The following is a 20,769-nucleotide window of genomic DNA, read 5'->3' as shown; positions in this document are numbered from 1 at the left end:
GTGTAGTATTCTGATTATGATAATAGTAGCTTTAAGAAAGTTACCGAGTTACTAAGTTACAGATAATCAACACAAAATCCTGTACTCATTTATATGGGTACAGGACTTTCTGCTTTTACCCCTCCCATCTCACCAATCCATAGGTGCATATTCCGGCTATTTCGTCAGCATTCAAGAGGGCTGTGTCAGCGTTATAGTTTAGTTGTGGTTGAGAGATAGAACTTGACCGATAACTAATTTAAGGAGTGTGTACTATGGATAAGAAGTTCATCATTAACCGGGTTGACCTGGGGCAGAGAGTGACTGGGTATGAGGTCTTTAACCCCGGTGTGAATGGCGGCGAGGTGATTGGTATGACCGCCAAGCAGTTGAGTGAGGCGGTCAAGTCCGGTGAGGTGCTGGGGATGGTGCTGGACGGTAGCGGGGCCTTGAAGCTGGACGAGGCCAAGGGGTTCCGGGCCATCATGGTCAAGACGGGCGTGGGGACTCTGACCAGCACCGACCCGGCAGCGGTGGCAAATCTGATGTACACGGTGTACCACCGGGACGGAGAGAACTACAAGGTAATTTCCTCCCGGTTTGGCCGTCAGACCTTCTGCGCCGATAAGATCAAGGCTCTGCTTGACCTGGGAGCTGTGAATGGTGTGGTGCTGGACGGTGACACCATCAAGTGTGCCTGGGAGTGGGAGGAAATGCCCCAGGGCAAGACAGTGAAAAAATAAGGAAACAGTAAGCGGGTCACCCGGTCAGGGTGGCCCGCTCAGTTTAAAAGGGAGGTGAAGCAGATGTGCCATATTGCAGAGCTGGTGATTGGGGGTTGTGTACTGATTGCCATGACCACCCTGGGAGTGGTGGCGATCCTGGGGGTTCTGGGGGTGCTGGAGAGGACTTTTGGGGTGCTGGGGGGTATGTGGTATGCAGAGGAGGAAAAGGGGGTGAAACAAGCCCCAGAGGGTGAGGAAAAGATGTAAGGGGGCCTTTGGAGCGGCGTAGCCCGGCAGTGAGCAAAAAATAGGGATACTCTGCTGTTCCCAGCATTTTTATATTATAATATTGAGGAGGTGAACAAGTACAAAAGATAAGAAAACTGGTTTTTACATTTGAAAATTAGGATAGACAGTAAGCGATACATGGCTTAGAAGAGTGGGGATACAGTAGAGGCGGTTTGACCAAATTACCAAATTACCAAAAATTTTGTGATAAGAGAGGCGTAGAAAGATAGTGACAACAAGTTTTATGGAAAGGGGGTGTGAAAATGTTTGAAAATTATATTGATAGTAATGAGCCATGGGGAATTTCCAGTACCCAAGAAGATAGTTGGGACCCCAATGCACCGGAAGAGGTGCAGGATGATCTCGAAGACCGTTATGCTAGGATGCTTGATGAACTGGAAAAGAAGGAGCGACTTGAACAGGAGCGGCGGGCATTTGAGGGGAAACGCTTGCAAGGGAAAAATGCCCATGCATATAAGCACGGCTTAGATAATCAAAAAATATACAGTTTAAAAGTAGAAGGAAAATCATACCGTGAAATTGGGCGGCTATTGGGGTGTTCTCCTAATACCGTAAGAAATCGGCTCAATAAGTTTCGCAAGTAAATAGAACATAGGTCCCGAATCTGCACAGACGTATTTTGCACAGGAAATACATAGGTATTTTCAAAGAGAACAAGGCTATATAGAAGAGTTTACAACTAAAAAAATTCTTCTACCGCTACGCCTACATTGGAAATATGGGAGATAGGGATGCACACAGATGTACCCTTCAAATATAAAAAAAGAAAGGAGACTTGATGTTAAATTTAAAAACAGATGTTAATGCCTTGGCTTGCATTTTCTACCTATATGGTTTAGAATGAGGTTACGAGGCAAAAAAATAGTGCGGCAGGGATAGAGGGCGGCAACCCTCTATCCCCTGTACAGGTGTCGTGACCACCATGCACAACTGCGTCAGCAGTACCACATCCACAGTATAATGCAATCTTGTTGAATTAGCAAGGTGCGTTATACGAGTTGTGTAAAGCACATAGCAAGATCATTTCGTGCGTGCATGGGTATCTTTATACCTGTGTGCGCTCTTTTTGTCTCGGCGGCAGAAGCTCAAGGGGAGACAGATTGGCTCTGTCCCCCTTGGGTGGAAGCTGTTGAGAGTCAATAAAAAAGCCGTCACTGTGACGGCACGGGAGGAAAACGTAATGAAAAAGGCGATCATATATGGTATGTCCCTGGCCCTGATTTTATCCATGACAGCCTGCGGTGGTTCCAATGAAAACGCCGCTGATAAGAGCCAGGAAACCAGCACCCCCGAAGTCTCCCAGTCCATGGAGAGCAGTACCCCCACCCCAGAGCAGACCACCCAGACCGCACCCGAAACCACCCCCACCCCGGAGAGCGTTTCCACTCCTGCCCGGGATGATACCACGGAACAGGAGCAGCTTTTCACCGATTGTAGCGAGACCATGTATGCAACCACCACAGTCAATGTACGTTCCAGTTATAGCACCAACAGCGATAAGTTGGGTAGCTTAACCAAGGCTCAGTCCGTTAAGCGCACTGGTATTGGTACTGGAGCTGCAGCAGGATGGAGTAGAATAGAGTTTAATGGTAAGGTAGCCTATGTATCTAGTGACTATCTCAGTGCAACCAAGCCACAAGTAAGCACTGGAAGTAATGGTGGTAGTTCTAGTGGTCAGACCAGCAAGCCCAGCACAGGTGGTTCTGGTGGTAGTTCTGGCGGTCAAACCAGCAAGCCAAGCACCTCAACAGGCGGAAGCACATCTAGCGGAGGTAGTGATCAGGTAGGTCAACCACCGGCTAGCGGTGGGTTAGGTGGTCTTATAAACAGAGAACCACCTTCTAATTCTAATCCAGACGCATTTAATGATACTAGTGTTAAAGAGAACGCAGGCATCAATGTAAATTAAATATACAGTACATGAAGAGGTGGCTAAATGCCATCTCTTCAGCACTTATTAGGGTTAATTGGAGGTTGAAATGATGAATATACCAAGTTATTCAAATCAAGACACTAGTAAAAGTGCTAATAACAAGAATAAGATAGTAATTATTGCTGGAGTTGCAATTGCTGTTGTGATAATTGGTGCAGTGATAGCTGCTATTTTACTGGGATCAAGTGATAATAGTATTAATCAACCAACAAATACTGCTAATACAGAAGATAATGAAATATATGCACCAGAATTTGATTCTAGTGGACCAGAAATAGAAATAGACGAATCTCCTATTTTAGATGTACCACCTGAGGTTGATTGGGAGGAGCCACCAGTTTTAACTTACTATAATGAAGATGCTGACACAAACTCTGATGGTCATGTAGACAAGGCTGAGTGGGAAGTATGGGTATCCGAGCATACTGAGGACCTCAACCAAGATATGATTATATCTGATGAAGAAAAATCCGTTTATGAGTCTAACGACGAAGAGGCTAAAGAAGAATACCAGCCAACTAAGGCTGAGGATATAAAGGAGCCAACAGAGGAAGAGTTAGATGCAATCAATGAAGCAGGCAGAGAAGCAGCCGAGGCAGCTGGACAGGGTTTGGCAGGTCTTATAAACAGAGAACCACCTTCTAATTCTAATCCAGACGCATTTAATGATACTAGTGTTAAAGAGAACGCAGGCATCAATGTAAATTAAATACTAAACATTGGAGGTGATAAGCATGAAAGTAGCTTTGAAATCTAGGCTATTAGCTTTTTTATTAACTATTGTAACAATAATGTCATTATTAAGTACAACTGCAAGCGCTGTTGATTATGTAGATGTTTGGCAGTCTGCAGGTGGATCTGGTGCAAATAATGCTTCTGTTACTTCAGGAGGAGTTTGGGCACCAAGATACCAAGGATTTAGAATAGCTATACTAGACTATGCAGGAAAACCAGCGTTTACGTTTGCTGGGAAAGATTACTTAGACTTGTTATTTTCTTACCCATATAATTGTAGCTACTATGGGTTGGAGAATAAGACAGATGGATATAGAAAAGCTAGTATATATAGATCTGACTGGGAGTCTAAGTGTTATGCAGTTACAATAAGTGACTTATATTCAGCTATCAATTCGGGGCAACTTGGATTTAATACAAACGGAACAATGGCTGAGACTAACTCAAATTTAAAGAACATACCTTATCATCTAGATAGGCAAAACGGATACTGGTACAAACAAGGGACAAAAGTTAAAGCAAAGATGTATGGTGCATCTGATGATAAAATAGATATAAATGCAGCTCTATTTGCTATACTAAACTTAAGAGATGAATATTCATATTTTTGGCAGCCTAAAAGTGATATATTTGTTGGTCAACCCTATTCAAGTGCAGAGCTTAATGCTTTAGCAAATAATCAAACAACTCCAATGGACCTTATGGGTTCTAGGAAGCTAGTAATATCAGTAGAGCCAATAATATGGAACCAGTTAAGAATAAGTGCATCACAATTCAGCAGATATTCAGTTTATGGAACTCAAACAGACATAGGGTTTATATGCAAAAAGTTGATTGAGTGGGGAACTGACTTTGCTGGGTCAGATGGTGGTGGAAAGAATGGTGGTTACGACTGGTCTCTATTCGGTAAAGTAGGTCGTAAAGCAATGGTCTTAACTAAAGGTATAAGAATACACTATTATCATAATGGAACTGAAGATATTCAACAAACTTGGGTTATAGACCCACCAGTAGATAACGGAAAAGCAGTTGACAATGACACTGTTGCTGCTATGCAGCCTGGATGGTCACTTCATCTTTACCAATTAAGAGGTAGTGACGACCAAACTCATACTTATGATAGCCATAATTATCCAATAACTGATCCTGGGCCTCATGGAGATAATCCAAACTATAAAGAGCATCCAGCACCAGATCCAAAGACAGACCCATGCACATCTGACAAAATAAACAGTCTATTAGATAAAGCACATTACAGAATAGTAAAAGTATATGACCAAGAAGTCCTATATGTGCATTATGATGATGAAGGATACCCTTATTTTGAAAAGGGGGTTGAGCATATATCAACCCATGTAAGAGAGCAAACACTTCCAAAAATAGAAGTGCAAGATGAGATGCCAGAGTATAAGCTGGTTGAGTGGAAATACACTTATGACCAATATGTCCCAGTAACAGAGGGTGGAACAGAGAGTACAAAGTGGGAAGATGAGCCAATAGCAGGTAGAACAGTTGTTAATAGTGATATAGCCGCTTGATATACTCCATTTACAGATGGAGTATATTTTTTATTGGGAGGGAATTTAGCCATGATGAGTGGTATGTATGTGGTTCAGCGGGGTCAGCAGTATGCAATATTCACGCCCCAGGGAATACAGATCGGTCTTCTGTTCTTGGGACAGGATGGCCAGTACGCCAAGGATGTGGCCACTCTTGGCCCCATTACCAAGGCACTGGCGAAGCGTTGGGGTGTGAATCCAAAGGATTAAAAACACATCCGACCAGGGGGGCAGCGTATTGTGCTGCTCCCCTACTTTTTGTGCTTTTTCAAGCACTTTTTTTGATACGTAAGTTAGGCTAGTTGTAATGATGTATTTGACCTATTTTATAAATTTGCTGTTTTAGTTGCTGGAAAAGCAAGAACGGGCAGAGGGCTAGTTGAGATCGAGAAAGATACACGCACTATTAAATACGTGGATGAGTTGATGGTTTATCTAGGATGTTTCAATAAAAAATGACACAAGAAATGATACAGACAACGATAAATCTTATTGTTTGAAGGTGTTTGAAAGAAAAATATCTAGGTCAAGACGAAAAAAGGAAGTAGAGAATTTTTCCTTGTGAGAGTAGGTAAAATGGATGGATTTTTAAAATAGAAAAATCGAGTAGGGAGAGTTAGAAAAAATAGGAATCTTACATGAAATAGGCTAGTTGAGAATGTGGGCGGGAAATGTTCCAAATGTTCCCAAGTGCCTGAAATGACACAGATAAAAGCATAAACGCTCAGACCTGTTTCATTGAACTTAACTATCATATAGGGCTTGAATGAGTTTATTGGGTTCCGGCCCATTCTGGATAATCGTCTAATTACAAGGGAGATATTCTGGCTATTCTCGCCGCTGACACCCATATTTCATGGCGTTATAATGTTCAAAAATTAGATCGTGTATGAAAGGACTTAGTATTTAAGCAGTTTTGTATTCCATGGTGAAAGACATATCTAGGGAGGTTTTTACCATGGATCGCATTTATACAGGGGTGCTTTTCAACAAGAAGAAACATGAAGAAATTGGCCAACCTCAGCAGATAGATGTTGGCCGTTTAGTTGAAATTCAAGCCAGGCAACTCCGTGATACTTATAAGGTGGACTGCCTAGACGCAAAGCAGTTGCAGGCTGTCCTCAATGTCGGGGAGAGCAATGTCTACGACTGGCTGAAGAAGTGCCGCTTTGTGCGGACAATAGGCCGCCGCAAAGTGGTGCCAATTATAGCGGTTGCCAATTATTTAGTTACCGGAATTTGTTAAGGAGGGCATAAAAATGAGTAAGAGTAAGAAAATTGTTAGACGGCCAAACGGTGAGGGCAGCGTTTACCGGATGAAAGACGGGCGGTACGGTGCGGCTTACAGTCTTGGAAAAGATGAAGGCGGCAAGCGGCTCCGTCATGTGGAGACAGGTAAAACGGAGCAAGAAGCCCTGGACAAAATGCACCTCTGGCTCAGTAAGAATGGGTACTTAGAGGAGGAAAAGGTGGTTATTAACGGACAGGCCACTGTGGAGGAATTTGTGGAGGAGTTCAAAAAATATGGTTTGAAGGACAGCGGCATTTCTGATGTGACCTATGATAACTACTGTAATATGTTGCGTCCCTTTGCTTCTGCTTTTACTGGGTGGCATATAGGTGAGATAGACACTGACGAGATAAACAAGTTTTTTGCTCGCATGTCAAATGAAACGGTAAATGGGCATTATCAGTATGGGCAGACGAGCTTAAAACGCACTGCATATTTGGTCGGCAGAATGTTTAAGAGGGCTGTTCGTAAGAACTATCTGCCACATAATCCAATGGACAATGGTGAGTTCAAAAAGCCTAAGGCAAAAAAGGTTTCTAAGGAGATTACGGCTTTAGCTGCTGATGAACTGTCCGAGATCATGTCTGCATTGAAACAGCATGACACAATATATCCTGTTGTAAATGTTATGATTCATACAGGTATGAGAACACAGGAGGCATTAGCGCTTAAATGGGGAGATATAGATTTTGAAAGTGCTTGTATTAGCATTAGCCGTGCCCTTACAAAAAAGATGGTGTTTGATGAACACGGCAATCGAACATCTGCGGAAACAGTAGTTGGCTTGCCGAAAACTAAGGCGGGTACAAGAGAAATTCTTGTACCTGATAGTTTAATTGAGTATCTGATGGAGTGGAGAAAAAAAGCACCTACAGTTAGCAAAACAAAAACCTCTGATGAAGATTTTGTTTTTGGAACGGTTAAGGGGCCATCGTGGACTTGTGACGGCTTCCGAACTGCTCTTAATCGTTATTTGAAGAAGTCAGGAACTGGAGTGGATAGGTTACGGCCTCACCGTCTGCGGCACACCGCTGCAACCTTGTTAAGTAATCAGCCTGATGCTACGGTCTTTCATGTTATGCAACTATTGGGCCATGAGGATAGTCGTATGGCTCAGAAGTATGTAGATAAACAGAGAGAAGAGAGGGCAAAAAAGAATAAAGAGATGTTGGAGCAGATTTCAAAAGGGTTAGTCTTTTAAATGGCTAATTGGGGGTGGCTCCCGATTTGGCTAAAATTTATCTAATTAAAGTGAATGGGATTTGGGTAGCATAGTTTAGTTTTGATGTGGCATTTTTGCTTTTTTGGTGGTACATAAAGTAATGTTGAAATTGGGGTAAAATTCAAATTATTTCCATGGCATTCAAGAGGTCAGCGGTTCGATCCCGCTTATCTCCACCAAAAAGACCTGAAATCATAAGATTTCAGGTCTTTTTTCTTTTATTTGGCAGCTTCGTTGACGCAGCGCAGGGCATTCAGGCTGCGGGGGTAGCCGATGTAGGGCAGACACTGGGAGATCACATCGATGAGGAAGAGCTTGTCGTTGCCGATGCGCAGGTTGGCGGCGGCGTGGCTGATCAGCTGGGGCTCGCACCCGCCCTGAGCGGCCAGAAAGCAGAAGGTGATCAGCTCCCGCTGGCAATAGTCCAGTCCGCCTCGAGTGTAATAGTCGCCGAAGCAGTTACCGGCCAGCCAGCGGTTGATGTGGCGGCTCTCCTCCGGGCCGCTGTCCTGGAAGCCCCGCATCTGGTCGCCGAAGATATCCACCTGAGCCTGGTTGCCTGCCTTGATCCGGGTATCCGGCGTGGTGGTGCCCTGCTCCGGAAGGGGAATGGACATGCCCTGCTCCTGCAAGACCGCATTGGTTGCATACAGGAAGGGGAGCGTCCGGCCAAGGCCCAGATAGGCGGTTCCCTGGTAGACCACTTCCCGGAGTTCCACAGGCGTCATACCGCTTTTGAGGGCGCCCGGTACCATGGCACGGAAGGTGTCCAGCCCCTGACAGCCCATAAGGGCGGCCAGAATAGCCATAAAACGGGTTTTGTCGTCCAGTTTGCTCTGACGAATTACTTCATCGAAGGCAAAGTTGGAAAAGAACACGGAAAATTCCGAGGCGCTCTGTGCCAGCCCGAAGGGGTCTTGGTCAAAATGCGCCTCACAATATTCCTTTGTAGACAGAGATACTTCCATAGGATGACCTCCCATAAGAGACTCTTTTATGGCACTATTGTAGACCCAGTTTTCGTCCCTGTCTAATGCCTGTTTGCTTCCGGTAAAAATGCCTTTTGTGCATAGATGGATGTAGCCGGTTGTGCCTGTTCAAAACGTGGGAAACATGCTATGATAAATTCACGGTCCATAAAAAGAAATGGGGAAGACAAATGCGATACGAGGGTACCATTTACCGCCCGCCGGGAGAGCGGCACAGCTATCTGCTCCAGGTGACGGTGGGCTGCTCCCACAATGCCTGTACCTTTTGCGGGATGTATAAGGATAAAGTGTTCCATGTGCGGGATATGGCGGATATTCTGGAGGATATCCGCATGGCCAAAGCCTATTACGGAGATGTGACACGGGTTTTTCTGTGCGACGGCGACGCCATCGGCATGGAGACGGAGGACCTGCTGCGCATACTCCGGGCGCTCTATGAGGCCTTTCCGTCCCTGACCAAGGTGGGCGTCTATGCTGGTCCCCGCTCCACTTTGAGTAAGACGCCGGAGGAGCTGCGGGCCCTGCGGGTGGCGGGCCTGACCCGGGCCTACCTGGGGGTGGAGACGGGCAGCGATGCGCTGCTGAAGCAGATCGGAAAAGGGGTGGATGCCTCGCAGATGCTCCAGGCGGGGACCATGCTGAGGGAGGCCGGACTGGACCTGTGGGCCATGGTGTTGCTGGGGCTGGCGGGCAGCGGAACCGGCCTGGTCCACGCCCGGGATACCGCGGAACTCATTAACCGCATGAAGCCCCGCCATCTCTCTCTGCTGACCCTGGTGCTGGAGCCGGGTACCAAGCTGTATGCTGACTGGAGACAGGGAAAGTTTGTCCCCTGCACGCCGGAGGAAATCTTGCGTGAGGTGCGTTATCTGGTGGCCAACCTGACGGTGGACCCGCTGCATTTCACCTGCGACCACGCCTCCAACTACCTTCCCCTGAAGGGGACCCTAGGGGAGGAGCGGGAGCGGTTCCTAGCTGCCCTTGACGCTGCGCTGGAAGGGAAGCGGCGCATTCGTCCGGAGAACAGTCGCCGGGTGTGAGCCAAGATTGACTTCCAGGCCAGGCTTATGGTAAAATAAATACAAGATAGTAAATTTATCTTTATTTTGGGAGGGCACAATGCCGAAGGTCGCCTATTCAGAGGAGGAGCGGGAACAGATCCGGGGCAGGCTGATGACCACAGCCCTGGAGCTGATGGCCAAGCAGGGGATCCAGCACACCACGGTGGAGCAGGTCTACACCGCGGTAGGGATCTCGCGCACCTTTTTTTACTCCTTCTTTGCCAGCAAGGAGGACTTGATCGTGGAGGCCCTCTACCTTCAGCAGTCCAGGGTGGTGGCCTATGCCCGCCGCCTGATGGAGGACCCCGCCCTCAGCTGGCGGGAGGGGGTGCGGCAGTTTCTCCATGCCTGCTGCTATGGCGAGCGCAGCGGCATTGCGGTCATGAACATGGAGGAGCAGAAGCAGCTTTTTCGGCGGATGTCTCCCGAGAGCTATCAGACCTTTCGGGAGAAGCAGGCCCTGCTCTTTGGCCGTCTGCTGGAGTGCTTCGGCGTTCCGGCAGATGCGGCCAATATCCAGCTGTTTACCAACCTCAGCCTGGCAGCCATTATCATCCGTCGGGCGATTCCGGAAAGTCTGCCTATGCTGGTACCGGAGGCGGTGGACCGCACCGTGGAGGTTCAGATCAACGCCATTGTGGACTGCCTGGCGGATATGCGCCGGGAAACGTCCCAATAATCCGTCCGAATGCAACGGTTTTGCCCTGGATTCAGACGGATTTCTTTTTCCATATAATAAAAACAAAATTAGAAAATTATCTTTATTTTGTGCTGGGGATTGCGGTCTGCCTGAGGGCGGAGCGAACCACATACAATCATCAAACAGGAGGAAGCAGGTATGGGTATTTTCAGCAAGCTGTTCAAGGGTCCGGAAGTGGACGTGGAGAAGAGTAACGCCAACGCCAGAAAGATGCGGCTGCTCTTTGATCAGGTGGTGGAGAACGGCGGGGATTACCGCATCATTTTCGGCTACACCGAGGACGTGGCGCGGTTCAACTACGGCTTTGTCCACGGCAGCAAGACCAGGATCGGGAACCTGATCGTGGGATGGAATGAGGCCCCCCAGACCATCGTGGTGGTGCCCACGGTGCCCGACCTCTCCGGCTGCGGCGATCCTACTTACTACCGCCGGTCCGAGATTTTGAAGGCCTACCGCAACAAGTACCCCACTGATGCCTTCATCATCTATCCGGACAAGAAGAGCTATATCGGCATCAATGCTTACGACTGGCTGGAGGACGAGAGCCTGTACGTCTATGTGTCCCAGGAGGGAGAGCTGTCGGCCTTTACCGAGTTCTTCATGAACCAGTTTGCCAAGAAGTGAGGGAGCGGACATGTCCCTTGGCACCATAGGAGCCTTTTTGGTGGTCCTGCTCCTGGTATTTGTGGTGGGTAACCTGTGGTTCCACCTGGTGGAGGGGGTACTGAAGTGGCTTAAAGGTCTGTTCCGGGGCCGTAAGGAGCCCCCGGCGTGGCATCCTCTGCCCCCGGAGCAGGAGGACGATAACTCCTGAAACAGAACACTCCCCCGGTGCCGCTGTCTGTTCCAGCGGTGCCGGGGGAGTTTCCTTGGGAAAGGGTTATGCCTCAAAGCTCTGGCAGAAGCGCATCAGAATGGTAGCTACCTCAGCGCGGGTGGCGCTGCTGGCAGGGGAGAGGGTAGATGTACCGGTGCCCTGGATCAGGCCCTGGGCCACCGCCCAGGCCATGGCCTCCTGGGCAAAGGAGCTGATGGAGCCGCTGTCGCTGTAGCCGGACAGATCGGCGGCGGAGGTGGTGTCCCAGCCCTTGTACGCGGCGTAGCGGTAAAGAAGGGTGGCCAGTTGCTCCCGGGTGATAAGGTCGTCGGGACCGAAGGTACCGTTGCCGTAGCCCAGCAGAAGCCCCTCCTGAGAGGCCCAGAGGATGGCCTCGGTGTCATACCGGCCCTCCGCCACATCGGAGAAGGAGATGGTACCGTCCACAGCGGGGGAGCCCTCCATCCGGTAAAGAGTGGTGGCCATCATGCCGCGGGTGGAGGTGGTGGACGGGCTGAAGGTGGTGGTAGAGGTACCGGTCATCAGCCCCTTCTCATAGACGTAGTGCACGGCGCTGTCGTACCAGGACCCTGCCTCCACGTCGGTGAAGAGCGTGGTGGACTGACTGTCGTAATCGGACACGCCGGAGAAGTCGTTGACCTTATCGGTCATGGTAAAGTAGATGGAGGCGGTCTGATTGGTCTGTTCACCGGAGCCGCCCATGGCGCCGGGATCAAAGCCGCCCGGCCGTTCCATCTGGGAGGGATCGAAATCCTCCGGAAGCTCCGGGCGGTCCTGGCCGTCCTCCGGAGGCTGGCCGGGTGTCATACCGTCAGCAGGAGGCGCACCGGGGAAATCACCCTCCGTGGGCGGTTCGCCGGGCATGGTGCCGTCGTCCGGTCTGCCGCCGGGTCGGCCAAAGCCTACGTCAGTGCCGGTGTAGCACTGCTGCTTGGCCTCATCGGTGAAGCCGGTGACGGTGGTGATGTCATAGACACCGGCGGTCTCCGCACCGGTCACATCGCCGCCCACGTAGACGAAGTACTGCTCACCCACCGTCAGATCGGCGCAGGAGAGGACCGCGCCCTGGTACCAACGGGCATTGGAGCCGGCCACTTCATCCTTGTCCGGGTCGTAGGCAAAGACCACATTGCCGTCGGTGTCGGTGACGATGATGGCCTCGTCGGCACTCTGAGAGGAGGAGAACTGCAGGTTCATGGTGACCTGGTTGGAGTCATTGGAGTCATCAGCCTCTGCCCAGTCCATGGTGGAGCCCAGAGCCAGCACGGTGCCCCCGTTCACATAGGAGCCCCGGTCGGAATCCAGGCCGGAGTCAGAATTGGGATTGGCCATAGCCACCACGGTACCCCCGTTGATGACCAGATAGCCGTTGGAGTCGATGCCGTCGCCCTCATTGCCCAGGCCGGCCAGGATATGGAGGGAGCCGCCGTTGATGGTGACCACAGAGACCCCGTCCTCATTGACGTTGATGCCGTCGTTCTGGGAGTAAATGTTGACCTGGCCGCCGTTGATGGTCAAATGGAGTTCGGTGTCCAGACCCTCATAGCCGGCGGTGATGTTGAGCACGCCGGTGCCCTCCTCCTGGCCGTCGATGTTCATAGACTGGTAGGAGTAGAACGCGCCATCGATTTTCATCCGCTTTTTCTGAAGGGCCACGCTCTGGGAACTGCTGCTCTCACCGCTCTTGTACTTGGCCTCCAGCATGCGGTAGATGTTTTCACCGCTGAAGTTGTTTACGGTACCGTCTGCCAGAATCACGTTGGCGCCTGCGTCGGCGGTGTCTACCGTGTGGGACCAGGCGGTCTGGTCCTCCCAGGTGTTGTCGCATTCATACACGCTGTAGAACACCAGGGCGGGGGCCACGGTGCAGGTCACGTCCACCCCGTTGAGAATCAGGGTGACTTTGGCGTCAGGGTCGGTAAAGGTATCGTTGGAATCCCCCAGATCGATCCAGATCTGACCGTACCATTCTCCCTCCAGCACATAGGTGCCCGGCTGGGTGATGTGGAGGACCGCGTTCTCATAAGCCTCCTCCGCCGTGTGCATCATGTCGGTGGGTACGCTGCTGCCGCTGACGGGGAGGGTGGCAAAGATGTAGTCCTCATAGCCCTCAGCAGTGTAGTAGTAGGCCCACTCCTGGTCGCCGTCGTAGTTGACCTTGACGAACTGGTCCGGGTCCAGCTCCGGATAGTAGTAGATGTCGTGGGCAATGTAGACGGCCTCGTCTCCCGGCTGGGTGCCGGTGTAGTATTCGGCGGGGGCGTCATCCACCTCGTCGTGGACCTGGCTGGGGTCGGCGTGCCAGGTGTAATCGTATTCGTTCACTGCCGCCCCGTCCAGGGAGGCGGAGTGGCTGTAGGTCCCGTCGTCCTGCTGAACGGAGTCCAGCACGATCACATGGGTGTCTTCATCCTCGTCCGCCGCCGACGCCGCCGGCGCTATGGCGGCCAGCAGACAGAATGCCAGCAGCGGGGATAAAAACCGATGGAACTGTTTCATCAATCGTATGCCTTCTTTCCAAGTGATTTGGATAGGGAATCATCCATCCTGTCTCAGCATACGCCCCCAACCTAAAGCCAACTTAAAGAACCGGCCAAATCCGGCAGCCCTCCCTTTGTGGATTGCATTTTTGCGGGCCCACCTTTATAATTGAGATAAATACTGATTTTCTTTTTCGGTTTTATAATGATGGTGGTTACTATGGCGCGAAAATCTTATTCGGATGAGGAGCGGGAGCGCATCCGGGAGGCATTACTGACCACGGTGCTCCAGTGCATCGCGGATCGTGGACTGACCCACAGCAGCATTAACGTGCTGTGCCGGAAGGTGGGTATCTCCAAGACCTTCTTCTACAGCTTCTTTTCTTCCAAGGAGGAGCTGGTGCTGCAGGCCCTCCGCTGCCAGCAGCCCAAGCTGCTGGCCTATGCCAGGGAGCTGATGGAGGACCCCGCCCTCAGCTGGCGGGAGGGGGTGCAGATCTTTCTCAGCACCTGCTGCTATGGCGACAGAAGCGGTGTCGCCGTCCTGTCCCTGGAGGAGGAGCAGGAGGTCTACCGCTGCCTCTCCCCGGAAAGCGTTCAGGCCTTCCGGCAGGAGCAGGTGGACTTCTATGCGCAGCTGCTGTCCATCTTCGGGGTTCCCGCAGGGAGCATTGACCCGCGGCTGTTCGGCAATCTGGCGCTGGCCATGATGATGGTCCACAGAGCCATCCCTGATACCATGCCCTTTCTGTTCCCCGAGGTAGCCGACAGCATGGTGGAGTTCCAGATCCAGGCCATGCTGAACGAGATGCAGCGGGTACGGGACGCGGCAAGGATGGTGTAAATTCACAAAAAAGCAAAAAGGACCCGCTGTGTTTGCCACAGCGGGTCCTTTTGTTATGCGTTTTGTTCCACCAGATGGGCGGCAATGCGGGTGAGCAGCTCCACCGAGCCCACATGGTAGCCGCTGACGCCGTAGACGGCATGGCCCTTGCCGGTGCACACCACCGCCAGCGGGGGGCGGTCCGGGTCACAGGCCAGGTGGCGGGCGGCGGTCTCCAGGTCGAAGCTCCAGTCGTCCAGCAGCACGTGGATCTCCGGCCAGCTGTTGAGCACCCCGGCCATGGTGCGCTGGTTCAGGCTTTCACGGCTGCGCACCAGGAACACCAGGTTCACCGGCAGGGCCTGGAGGGCCTCCTTACCGGCGGCCAGCTCGTTGAGCACGTGCTCGGTGGGCTCGTTGCCCTCCTCCATCCAGAAGAGCAGGGAGGGACGGCCGTCCAGCCGGCAGAAGTCGGGGATCTCCTTGCCGTCCAGGGTGCGGGCGGACATGACTGGCATGTCCTGGCAGCCCAGCAGGTCCTCCAGGGCGTAGGACCGCAGCCGTAGGTCGGACTGGACGGTCTCCCCGGCCTTCACCAGCACCACCCGGCTGGAGGCAAACTGGTTGCCGTTGGGCATCCGCACCGAGGTGGTGAGCCGGTACTGCCCGGCGGGGAGGGAGAGGGTGCGCACGCCGTCCTGCCAGCCCTCGTCGGACAGCTGGAGCAGTTTCCAGCTGCCGCCGTTCCACAGAGACAGGGACCAGTTCTGGCGGTACAGAGGATTCTGGTCACACCGGAGGGTCAGCTGGCCCTCCGCCTGGGGATGGAGGGGACGGAACGCGCCGTTCTGCCAGAACTCCGGCATGCCGTCCAGCGTCCGCAGGCGAGCGGGCACGTCCAGGGTACGCAGCAGGGCCACGTACAGGATGCGCAGGCTGCGCTCGTCGCACCGCCCGGCCTGCCAGGCCTCCACAGGGGGCCACACCAGACCGGTGATCTGCCCGGCGTACACCCGGGACAGGTTGGTGTCCATCCGGCGGCACAGGGCGTCCCACAGGGCGGCGGGGTTGGCCCGATAGGCCTCCTGCTCCGCCGGGGTAAGGGCCTGACCCAGGGCCTGCCGCCAGGGGGTGAGCAGCTCCAGCTCGATGCGGGGGCAGAGCACCCAGGCGGTGTAGACCTCCTGAGGCAGCTCAGGCAGCAGGGGAGTGTGGGTCAGGTGGTCGTTGAGCACCTCCAGCGTCACGTCCCGCAGGTCCTTCTGGGTGATGGAGCGAAGGATGGCCTCCCGGCGGGGGTCATCGTCATGGGCCAGGAAGGAAGCAATGAGGGCGCTGTTGCCACGGGCGGCCTTGATGAGGTCACGCCAGGACTCCTGCATCTGGGCGGAGCAGTCCAGGCCGTCCAGCTTGCCCTCCCGGTGGGCGGTGCCGGAAGCCAGCACGGCGGCCCGCTCCTCCTTCTGGCCGGGATTGAGCACAGCGGGGTGGATGGGGGCGTCCTTGGGAGCCACCATGTCAAAGTCCTGCCAGTCCGTGTCGGTCTGACCGGGCCGTTCCAGGGTCAGGGTGAGGGAAGGAGCGGAACAGTCGGCCTCCGCCGTCAGGCCATCCAGCTGGACCAGCACATGGAACAGCCCCAGGCCCAGCTCCGCCTGAGCCATGCCCTTCTCATCGGTAGTGAGGGTGGCAATGGTGTGGAAGCTGGCCTCGTTGAGGACCTGGATGTGGACCGCAGCCCCGGCGGCGGGGACGCCCTCCCGCAGGACCTGGAAGGTGTAGGTCTGGGTGTGGGCGTAGCGGCTGGTCTGGTTGTACCAGCACACCGCCCCGGTGCGGCCCAGCAGGGTGCCGTGGAGGGGGGAGGTGCCCACGCCGAAGAGTCGGGAGTGGACCAGGATGGCCCGGGAGGCGGCGGTGTTGAACCAGCCCCGGTCCAGGATGGGCTCGGGCTCGCAGGCGCCCAGGAAGCGCCACTGGCCGTTGCACAGGGCCTCCACCCAGGCGTGGTTGTCGTCGCAGTGGGCCCAACGGGGGGAGTAGACCTGCCGGGCGGCGATACCTACGCTGCGCAGGGCGGACACCAGGAAGGCGGACTCCTCGCCGCAGCGGCCGCTGCCGTTGCGGAAGACGGTGAGGGGGGAGGCGGTGCGGTCGTCCTGGAACTGATAGGAGGCCTCCTCATGGCACCAGCGGTTGACCTCCAGCACCATCTCCTCCTGGGAGGGGAGAGCGGCGATCCGGTCCCACAGGGCGTCGTGGAAGAGGACTCGGTGGAAGGACAGGTCCTCGTCGTTGACCCGGGGGAAGAGAACGTAGTGGAGGAAGATCTCCTCGTCCAGCTCCTTGCACCAGGGGGCCTGCTGACGCAGGGCCAGGGCGTGGTCAACAAACTGGAGGAAGAGGGAGAAGGGGTAGCAGTCCAGATCGCTCTCAGGCAGGTGGGTCAGCAGAAATTCCATGGCCTGCCGGCGGTCGGGGGAGAGTTGTTCCAGTTCCGTGGTCCAGTGTTCCATGTCAGTCCTCCTTGGCGTAGCCCTTGCACAGCTCATACAGGGTGGTGACGCCGGCGCCGGTGGCCCCCTTGGTCTGGTACTCGAACCGGGGAGAGTCCACCCAGGCGGTGCCGGCGATGTCGATGTGGATCCAGGGCTTGTCCTCGGCAAAGGCACCGATGAACAGCCCGGCGGTGATGGTACCGCAGCCGTCGCTGGAGGTGTTGGACAGATCGGCCAGAGGGCTGTCGATCATCTTGCGGTACTCAGGGAAGACGGGCAGGGGCCAGTACTGCTCGCCGCTGTGGCCGTAGGCGGCCTGGAAGGCGGCGGAGAAGCCGTCGTCGTTGGACAGGTATCCGGCGGTGGTGAAGCCGAACATACCTACCACGGCCCCGGTGAGGGTGGCGATGTCCACGATCTTGGCGGCGTGCTCCTTGCGCACGGCGTAGGTCACCGCGTCGGCCAGGATCAGGCGGCCCTCGGCGTCGGTGTTGCCCACCTCAATGGTCTTGCCGGACATGGAGCCGATGACGTCGCCGGGAATGTAGCTGTCGGGGGAGATGCGGTTTTCCACGGAGGGGATGACGGCGGTGACATTCACCGGCACGTGGTTGGCCGCCAGGGCCAGCACCGCGCCGAACACGGCGGCGGCGCCCGCCATGTCGCCCTTGATGCCCTTCATAGAGGAGGCGGCCTTCAGGCAGTAGCCGCCGGTGTCGCAGGTGACGCCCTTGCCCACCAGGCAGATGGGATCGGCGTTGCCGCCGCCCTGATAGCGCAGCACGATGAGGCGGGGAGGATGGAGAGCGCTGCTTCCCACGGTCAGGAAGGCCTCCATGCCCAGGGCACGGGCTTCGTTTTCGTCCAGCACCTGGCACTGAATGCCCAGAGCCTCCGCCTCCCGGGTCATCTCCGCCGCCATGTCAGAGGGGGTCAGCTTGTTGGCGGGGCAGTTTACCAGATCCCGGGCCAGGCAGATGGACCGGGTCACGGCCTCGTTCTCCCGGAGGGCCTCCTCCAGCCCGTCGCAACTGCCGTCCAGCCAGAGGGTGATGGGCTCCTTGGGGTTTCCGGTGGCGTAGGAGGGGGCCTCATGGAGGGCCAGCTCCGCGCCCTGGACCAGAGCGGCCCCGGCGGCGGGTCCCAGGATGGGCAGTACGGCGGCGGCATCCAGTACGCCGGTCTTGCCGCCCAGGTCCTTCATGGTCTTGACCGCCTTGCCGGCGGCCCGGCGGAGCCGCTCCGGAGTCAGGTCCTTGGCGTCGCCCACGTGGACGGTCCAGGCACAGGGACCGTCGCCGGGGGTGAGGGTCATGGCTTTCTCGGAATCAGATACAAAGGTCAGCCGCCATTGGGCCTGCTGTCCCTGATAAGGTTGGATCATGAGTGTAACCTCCTGATGAAAAATGCCCCGCCCGCCTGGGCCCTTATTGAAAAGGACTGGACGGACGGGGCTTGCTTGTGTCAGAACTCCCCGATGGGGGGCCTCGCAGAGTTCCGGCCTCCGCAGAGGCCGGAATCAAATTGAGAGCTGTCCTTTCCGAGGACATGTGCCTCGGAAAGGACACTTCTCATGGGGGATGGCGGGACAATTTCGTAAGAAATCGAGCGCCATCCCCCATGTAGCCTTTTTCCTCAAAAGGCCTTGGCTTTTTGAGGAGGCGTTAGCCCACCTGGTGGCAGGCCACAAAATGACCGGGAGCCACTTCCTTGAACGCCGGGCTTTCCTGGCGGCAGCGGTCGGTGGCGTAGGGGCAGCGGCCAGCGAACCGGCAGCCGGGGCCCAGATTCACCGGGCTGGGAATGCTGCCGTGGAGCATGATGCGCTGGCGGCTGTTTTCCAGCTCGGGGTCGGCCAGAGGAATGGCCGAGAACATGGCCTGGGTGTAGGGGTGGAGGGGATGGGCGAAGATCTCGTCGCTGGTGGTAAGCTCCACCAGGCTGCCCAGGTACATGACGCCCACGCGGTCGGAGATGTGCTTGATCATGGACAGGTCGTGGGCGATGAAGAGATAGGTCAGGCCCCGCTCCTTCTGCAGGTCCTGGAACAGGTTGATGACCTGAGCCTGGATGGACACATCCAGAGCGGAGATGGGCTCGTCGGCGATGATGAAGTCGGGGTTGAGGGCCAGGGCGCGGGCGATGCCTACGCGCTGACGCTGGCCGCCGGAGAACTCGTGGGGGAAGCGGTTGGCGTGCTCCTGCTGCAGACCCACGGTCTCCAGCAGGTCGATCACCATCTGGTCCCGCTCCTTGCGGCTCTTGGCCAGACCGTGGTTGTCGATGCCCTCGGCCACAATGTCCATCACCTTCATCCGGGGGTTCAGGGAGGCGTAGGGGTCCTGGAACACCATCTGCACACGGCGGGTGAACTCCTTGTGGACGGCGGCAGACTGCTTGCCGTCCATCACCTGGCCGTCAAAGACCACATGGCCCTCGGTAGGGGGGTAGAGGCCGATGATGGTGCGGCCCAGGGTGGACTTGCCGCAGCCGGACTCGCCCACCAGACCCAGGGTCTCACCCTTGTAGATGTCGAAGGTCACGTCGTCCACGGCCTTCAGGGTCTGCTTCTTCCCCACGGGGAAGTACTTCTTCAAATGCTGGACGGAAACCAGCACCTTCTGCTCACTCATGGCTGTTTCCCTCCTCAAGATGGCATCTGGAGTCGTGGAGCCAGCAGGCCGAGGTGTGGCCCTCCTCAAACTGGGTGAAGGGCGGCTGATACTGCTGGCACACCTTCATGGTGTGGGAACACCGGGCGGCGAAGGGGCAGCCCTGGGGGGGGGTCATCAGATCGGGGGGCGTTCCCAGGATGGTGTGGAGCTTGTCGGTCTTCTCATGGAGCTTTGGGACAGCGGCCAGCAGGCCCTTGGTGTAGGGATGCTGAGGCCGGTAGAAGATGTCGGCCACGCTGCCGGTCTCCACCACCTGGCCGCCGTACATGACGCACACCCGCTTGGCGATGTTGGCCACCACACCCAGGTTGTGGGTGATGATGATGATGGAGGTGTCAATCTTATTCTGCAGGTCTTTCATCAGGTCCAGGATCTGGGCCTGGATGGTCACGTCCAGAGCGGTGGTGGGCTCATCGGCGATGAGCACCTTGGGGTCGCAGGCCAAGGCGATGGCGATAACCACGCGCTGGCGCATACCGCCAGACAGCTCGTGAGGGTACTGCTTGTAGCGCATCTCCGGGTTGGAGATACCCACCAGCTCCAGCAGCTCCACGGCCCGCTTCTTCATGTCGGCGGCGCTCATGTCCTTACGGTGGGCCTTGAGCATTTCCACGATCTGCTTGCCCACCGTCATGGTGGGGTTCAGGCTGGTCATGGGGTCCTGGAAGATCATGGCGATGTCGGAGCCACGGATCTTCAGCATCTCGCGCTCGGAGAGGGAGGTCAGCTCCCGGCCCTCCAGCTGGACGCTGCCCTTGGAGATGCGGCCGTTGGAGGGGAGCAGGCGCATGGTGGCCTTGACGCTGATGGACTTGCCGCAGCCGGACTCGCCCACGATGGCCAGGGTCTCCTTGGGGGCCAGGTTGAAGCTGACGCCCCGCACGGCCTTTACGATGCCGTGATGGGTCTTGATCTCCACATGGAGATCTTGTACTTTCAAAATATCATCCAT

General features: G+C 54.9%; 20 protein-coding genes. 14 read left to right on the top strand and 6 right to left on the bottom strand.

Annotation, left to right across the window (positions count from 1 at the left end):
• Positions 1-254: 254 nt before the first annotated feature.
• The 9 genes from J9789_RS09910 (at position 255) to J9789_RS09870 (ending at position 7,732) form a co-directional block, all read left to right on the top strand.
• The gene (locus tag J9789_RS09910; RefSeq protein ID WP_087187186.1) at positions 255-722 is read left to right on the top strand and encodes a hypothetical protein; all 468 of its coding nucleotides are present in this window, start codon (positions 255-257) and stop codon (positions 720-722) included.
• Between the two features lie 63 nt (positions 723-785).
• Positions 786-971, top strand: coding sequence for a hypothetical protein (locus J9789_RS09905; RefSeq protein ID WP_087187185.1), 186 nt, complete (start codon positions 786-788; stop codon positions 969-971).
• 284 nt (positions 972-1,255) lie between these two features.
• Positions 1,256-1,597: a sigma factor-like helix-turn-helix DNA-binding protein gene (locus tag J9789_RS09900; RefSeq protein ID WP_087187184.1), complete on the top strand. Its 342-nt coding sequence runs from the start codon at positions 1,256-1,258 to the stop codon at positions 1,595-1,597.
• A 596-nt stretch (positions 1,598-2,193) separates the two neighbouring features.
• Positions 2,194-2,922 (top strand): SH3 domain-containing protein, encoded by a 729-nt coding sequence (locus J9789_RS09895; RefSeq protein ID WP_209344937.1) that lies wholly within the window; start codon positions 2,194-2,196, stop codon positions 2,920-2,922.
• A gap of 70 nt (positions 2,923-2,992) precedes the next feature.
• Positions 2,993-3,655, top strand: a complete 663-nt coding sequence (locus tag J9789_RS09890) for a hypothetical protein (protein ID WP_209344935.1) — start codon at positions 2,993-2,995, stop codon at positions 3,653-3,655.
• 25 nt (positions 3,656-3,680) lie between these two features.
• Positions 3,681-5,219, top strand: a complete 1,539-nt coding sequence (locus J9789_RS09885; protein WP_209344933.1) for a hypothetical protein — start codon at positions 3,681-3,683, stop codon at positions 5,217-5,219.
• 51 nt (positions 5,220-5,270) lie between these two features.
• Positions 5,271-5,450, top strand: coding sequence for a hypothetical protein (locus J9789_RS09880; protein ID WP_209344931.1), 180 nt, complete (start codon positions 5,271-5,273; stop codon positions 5,448-5,450).
• A 748-nt stretch (positions 5,451-6,198) separates the two neighbouring features.
• Entirely contained in the window at positions 6,199-6,486 is a 288-nt protein-coding gene (locus J9789_RS09875) for a hypothetical protein (protein ID WP_209344929.1), read from the top strand.
• 13 nt (positions 6,487-6,499) lie between these two features.
• Positions 6,500-7,732 carry a site-specific integrase gene (locus J9789_RS09870; RefSeq protein ID WP_209344927.1) on the top strand — a complete coding sequence of 411 codons (1,233 nt, stop codon included), beginning with the start codon at positions 6,500-6,502 and terminating at the stop codon, positions 7,730-7,732.
• A 239-nt stretch (positions 7,733-7,971) separates the two neighbouring features.
• Here J9789_RS09870 and J9789_RS09865 read toward each other — a convergent pair whose 3' ends face one another.
• Positions 7,972-8,721: a carboxymuconolactone decarboxylase family protein gene (locus tag J9789_RS09865; RefSeq protein ID WP_209344925.1), complete on the bottom strand. Its 750-nt coding sequence runs from the start codon at positions 8,719-8,721 to the stop codon at positions 7,972-7,974.
• A 191-nt stretch (positions 8,722-8,912) separates the two neighbouring features.
• Between J9789_RS09865 and J9789_RS09860 the strand changes: the two genes are divergently transcribed.
• The 4 genes from J9789_RS09860 (at position 8,913) to J9789_RS09845 (ending at position 11,317) form a co-directional block, all read left to right on the top strand.
• On the top strand, positions 8,913-9,782 hold the full coding sequence (locus tag J9789_RS09860; RefSeq protein WP_209344923.1) for a radical SAM protein: 870 nt from the start codon (positions 8,913-8,915) through the stop codon (positions 9,780-9,782).
• Between the two features lie 79 nt (positions 9,783-9,861).
• Entirely contained in the window at positions 9,862-10,482 is a 621-nt protein-coding gene (locus tag J9789_RS09855) for a TetR/AcrR family transcriptional regulator (RefSeq protein WP_209344922.1), read from the top strand.
• A gap of 159 nt (positions 10,483-10,641) precedes the next feature.
• Entirely contained in the window at positions 10,642-11,127 is a 486-nt protein-coding gene (locus J9789_RS09850; RefSeq protein WP_209344919.1) for a hypothetical protein, read from the top strand.
• A 40-nt stretch (positions 11,128-11,167) separates the two neighbouring features.
• Positions 11,168-11,317: a hypothetical protein gene (locus tag J9789_RS09845; RefSeq protein ID WP_348633670.1), complete on the top strand. Its 150-nt coding sequence runs from the start codon at positions 11,168-11,170 to the stop codon at positions 11,315-11,317.
• Between the two features lie 66 nt (positions 11,318-11,383).
• Here J9789_RS09845 and J9789_RS09840 read toward each other — a convergent pair whose 3' ends face one another.
• Positions 11,384-13,840 carry an S-layer homology domain-containing protein gene (locus J9789_RS09840; protein WP_209344916.1) on the bottom strand — a complete coding sequence of 819 codons (2,457 nt, stop codon included), beginning with the start codon at positions 13,838-13,840 and terminating at the stop codon, positions 11,384-11,386.
• 201 nt (positions 13,841-14,041) lie between these two features.
• On the opposite strand from J9789_RS09840, the gene J9789_RS09835 reads away from it, so the two are divergent.
• Positions 14,042-14,665, top strand: coding sequence for a TetR/AcrR family transcriptional regulator (locus J9789_RS09835; RefSeq protein WP_209344914.1), 624 nt, complete (start codon positions 14,042-14,044; stop codon positions 14,663-14,665).
• 53 nt (positions 14,666-14,718) lie between these two features.
• On the opposite strand, the gene J9789_RS09830 is transcribed toward J9789_RS09835, so the two are convergent.
• The 4 genes from J9789_RS09830 to J9789_RS09815 all read right to left on the bottom strand — a co-directional run bounded on the left by J9789_RS09830 (position 14,719) and on the right by J9789_RS09815 (position 20,769).
• On the bottom strand, positions 14,719-17,160 hold the full coding sequence (locus J9789_RS09830; RefSeq protein WP_209344912.1) for a transglutaminase domain-containing protein: 2,442 nt from the start codon (positions 17,158-17,160) through the stop codon (positions 14,719-14,721).
• Between the two features lies 1 nt (position 17,161).
• Entirely contained in the window at positions 17,162-18,526 is a 1,365-nt protein-coding gene (locus tag J9789_RS09825; RefSeq protein ID WP_245185197.1) for a leucyl aminopeptidase, read from the bottom strand.
• 280 nt (positions 18,527-18,806) lie between these two features.
• A complete protein-coding gene (locus tag J9789_RS09820; RefSeq protein ID WP_209344911.1) occupies positions 18,807-19,775 on the bottom strand; it encodes an ABC transporter ATP-binding protein in 969 nt (322 codons plus the stop codon).
• On the bottom strand, positions 19,768-20,769 hold the full coding sequence (locus J9789_RS09815) for an ABC transporter ATP-binding protein (protein WP_245185196.1): 1,002 nt from the start codon (positions 20,767-20,769) through the stop codon (positions 19,768-19,770). Before J9789_RS09815 ends, J9789_RS09820 begins: the two co-directional genes overlap by 8 nt.

Source organism: Flavonifractor sp. AGMB03687, assembly GCF_017811815.1.
In the GTDB taxonomy this organism is placed as follows: Bacteria; Bacillota; Clostridia; order Oscillospirales; family Oscillospiraceae; genus Flavonifractor.
The sequence above is the reverse complement of the archived record's forward strand: the minus strand, read 5'-3'. Positions and strand labels throughout refer to the sequence as shown.

What these genes read in the sequence shown, in the direction of transcription:
- J9789_RS09910 (WP_087187186.1), top strand. Translation starts at nt 255, where the DNA reads ATGGATAAGAAGTTCATCATTAACCGGGTTGACCTGGGGCAGAGAGTG.
- J9789_RS09905 (WP_087187185.1), top strand. Translation starts at nt 786, where the DNA reads ATGTGCCATATTGCAGAGCTGGTGATTGGGGGTTGTGTACTGATTGCC.
- J9789_RS09900 (WP_087187184.1), top strand. Translation starts at nt 1,256, where the DNA reads ATGTTTGAAAATTATATTGATAGTAATGAGCCATGGGGAATTTCCAGT.
- J9789_RS09895 (WP_209344937.1), top strand. Translation starts at nt 2,194, where the DNA reads ATGAAAAAGGCGATCATATATGGTATGTCCCTGGCCCTGATTTTATCC.
- J9789_RS09890 (WP_209344935.1), top strand. Translation starts at nt 2,993, where the DNA reads ATGATGAATATACCAAGTTATTCAAATCAAGACACTAGTAAAAGTGCT.
- J9789_RS09885 (WP_209344933.1), top strand. Translation starts at nt 3,681, where the DNA reads ATGAAAGTAGCTTTGAAATCTAGGCTATTAGCTTTTTTATTAACTATT.
- J9789_RS09880 (WP_209344931.1), top strand. Translation starts at nt 5,271, where the DNA reads ATGATGAGTGGTATGTATGTGGTTCAGCGGGGTCAGCAGTATGCAATA.
- J9789_RS09875 (WP_209344929.1), top strand. Translation starts at nt 6,199, where the DNA reads ATGGATCGCATTTATACAGGGGTGCTTTTCAACAAGAAGAAACATGAA.
- J9789_RS09870 (WP_209344927.1), top strand. Translation starts at nt 6,500, where the DNA reads ATGAGTAAGAGTAAGAAAATTGTTAGACGGCCAAACGGTGAGGGCAGC.
- J9789_RS09865 (WP_209344925.1), bottom strand. Translation starts at nt 8,721, where the DNA reads ATGGAAGTATCTCTGTCTACAAAGGAATATTGTGAGGCGCATTTTGAC.
- J9789_RS09860 (WP_209344923.1), top strand. Translation starts at nt 8,913, where the DNA reads ATGCGATACGAGGGTACCATTTACCGCCCGCCGGGAGAGCGGCACAGC.
- J9789_RS09855 (WP_209344922.1), top strand. Translation starts at nt 9,862, where the DNA reads ATGCCGAAGGTCGCCTATTCAGAGGAGGAGCGGGAACAGATCCGGGGC.
- J9789_RS09850 (WP_209344919.1), top strand. Translation starts at nt 10,642, where the DNA reads ATGGGTATTTTCAGCAAGCTGTTCAAGGGTCCGGAAGTGGACGTGGAG.
- J9789_RS09840 (WP_209344916.1), bottom strand. Translation starts at nt 13,840, where the DNA reads ATGAAACAGTTCCATCGGTTTTTATCCCCGCTGCTGGCATTCTGTCTG.
- J9789_RS09835 (WP_209344914.1), top strand. Translation starts at nt 14,042, where the DNA reads ATGGCGCGAAAATCTTATTCGGATGAGGAGCGGGAGCGCATCCGGGAG.
- J9789_RS09830 (WP_209344912.1), bottom strand. Translation starts at nt 17,160, where the DNA reads ATGGAACACTGGACCACGGAACTGGAACAACTCTCCCCCGACCGCCGG.
- J9789_RS09825 (WP_245185197.1), bottom strand. Translation starts at nt 18,526, where the DNA reads ATGATCCAACCTTATCAGGGACAGCAGGCCCAATGGCGGCTGACCTTT.
- J9789_RS09820 (WP_209344911.1), bottom strand. Translation starts at nt 19,775, where the DNA reads ATGAGTGAGCAGAAGGTGCTGGTTTCCGTCCAGCATTTGAAGAAGTAC.
- J9789_RS09815 (WP_245185196.1), bottom strand. Translation starts at nt 20,769, where the DNA reads ATGGATGATATTTTGAAAGTACAAGATCTCCATGTGGAGATCAAGACC.